The sequence below is a fragment of the Prevotella conceptionensis 9403948 genome (genome assembly GCF_000312305.1).
Lineage (GTDB): Bacteria > Bacteroidota > Bacteroidia > Bacteroidales > Bacteroidaceae > Prevotella > Prevotella conceptionensis.
In genome coordinates, this window is record NZ_HE999476.1 from 1 (window position 1) to 1,396 (window position 1,396).

2 protein-coding genes are annotated in these 1,396 nt (G+C 51.6%); both read left to right on the plus strand.

Going from position 1 to position 1,396, the window contains the following annotated elements:
* Positions 1 to 51: 51 nt before the first annotated feature.
* Complete coding sequence (locus BN93_RS15755) at positions 52 to 426, plus strand: ISAon1 family transposase N-terminal region protein (protein WP_019189243.1); 375 nt, start codon at positions 52 to 54, stop codon at positions 424 to 426.
* Complete coding sequence (locus BN93_RS15760) at positions 392 to 1,375, plus strand: ISAon1 family transposase (RefSeq protein ID WP_044261157.1); 984 nt, start codon at positions 392 to 394, stop codon at positions 1,373 to 1,375. Before BN93_RS15755 ends, BN93_RS15760 begins: the two co-directional genes overlap by 35 nt.
* Positions 1,376 to 1,396: the final 21 nt, after the last annotated feature.

The following is a 1,396-nucleotide window of genomic DNA, read 5'->3' on the forward strand; positions in this document are numbered from 1 at the left end:
GGGCACAGCGGAAGATTAGTGGGGACAAATTATTTTTATTACTTTTGCACCATGGAACTGTTTAAACAACTTGCAAGCCTGATGCTCCCTTCCCAAATCCTTGATTATTTTGATGTGGTAAAAGTAGAGGAAGGTGCAACACAGATAGAGATAAGCCTCGATGAAACCTATCCCGAGTCTTATAAGGCCGACGAAAACATTGAGAGTAAGGGTTTCATGGAACCAACTACGATAACCGACTTCCCCATACGTGACCATAAGCTCTTGCTTCATGTCCGTCGCCGTCGCTGGCTCAACCGCAAGGACGGCGTGAGCTTCTGCCGCCCTTTGAACCTCGTTGCCGAGGGAACGTGTTACTCCAAGGAGTTCGCGGCTTTTTTAAAAGATACGTATGGAGAGTTCCCCAGTGACCTGCCGTACGCTTGAGGAGTACTACCACGTTAAGGCCAATACTTTCGAAAGGCAATACAAGGATCACCTCAGCGGTTTCCGCAGTTGGGACCAGCTCAGCCATGCAGACCAGTGGCTTGTCTTTGCTGACAACGTCGGGGCGAGCATTTGCATAGACGAGACGGCTCTGAGCAACGGCGAGCTGTACACCATCGTGACCAATCGTTCCTGCCGCGGAAGGAAGGGAACGCTCATAGCCATGGTCAAGGGCGTTTCGGCCGACAGGGTTACCGAAGCCATCATGCGCATAGACGAGCATAGGCGGAGCATCGTTCAGGAGATAACGCTGGACATGTCCAACTCCATGCACCTAATCGCCAAGCGCTGTTTCCCCAACGCCATGCGAACCATAGACCGCTTCCACATCCAAAAGCTCGCCAACGACGCATTGCAGGAAATGCGCATAGCACACCGCTGGGACGCCATCCAGGCCGATACCGACACGAGGGAGGAAGCAAAGTGCCTGGGGCTACCCTACACGCCGGTTGTGCTTGCCAATGGCGACACGCCAAGACAATTGCTGGCACGTAGTCGATACCTGCTGTTCAAGTCGGCAGACAAATGGACTGAAAGCCAAAAACGGAGGGCGGAAATCCTCTTCGAGCAATACCCCGACCTCAGGGAAGCCTATTCGCTTGCGCACTCCCTACGCATGATATTCTCAAAGAACATCGTCAAGGATGCGGCAAGGCTATCCTTGGCCCGATGGTATAACAAGGTCGACAACTCGGGCTTCAAGAGCTTCAACGTAATTGCAGCAACCTTATATGAACATTACGACGGGGTGCTCAACTTCTTCGTCAACAGGGCAACAAACGCATTTGCAGAATCCTTCAATGCAAAGATAAAGGCTTTCAGGGCGACTCTGAGAGGGGTAGCGGATGTAAAGTTCTTCATGTTTAGACTTTCAAAGATTTATGCCTAGCCCCCACTTATCTTCCGCTGA

Coding starts and splice junctions, on each gene's coding strand:
- BN93_RS15755 (WP_019189243.1), top strand. CDS start 52: ATGGAACTGTTTAAACAACTTGCAAGCCTGATGCTCCCTTCCCAAATC.
- BN93_RS15760 (WP_044261157.1), top strand. CDS start 392: ATGGAGAGTTCCCCAGTGACCTGCCGTACGCTTGAGGAGTACTACCAC.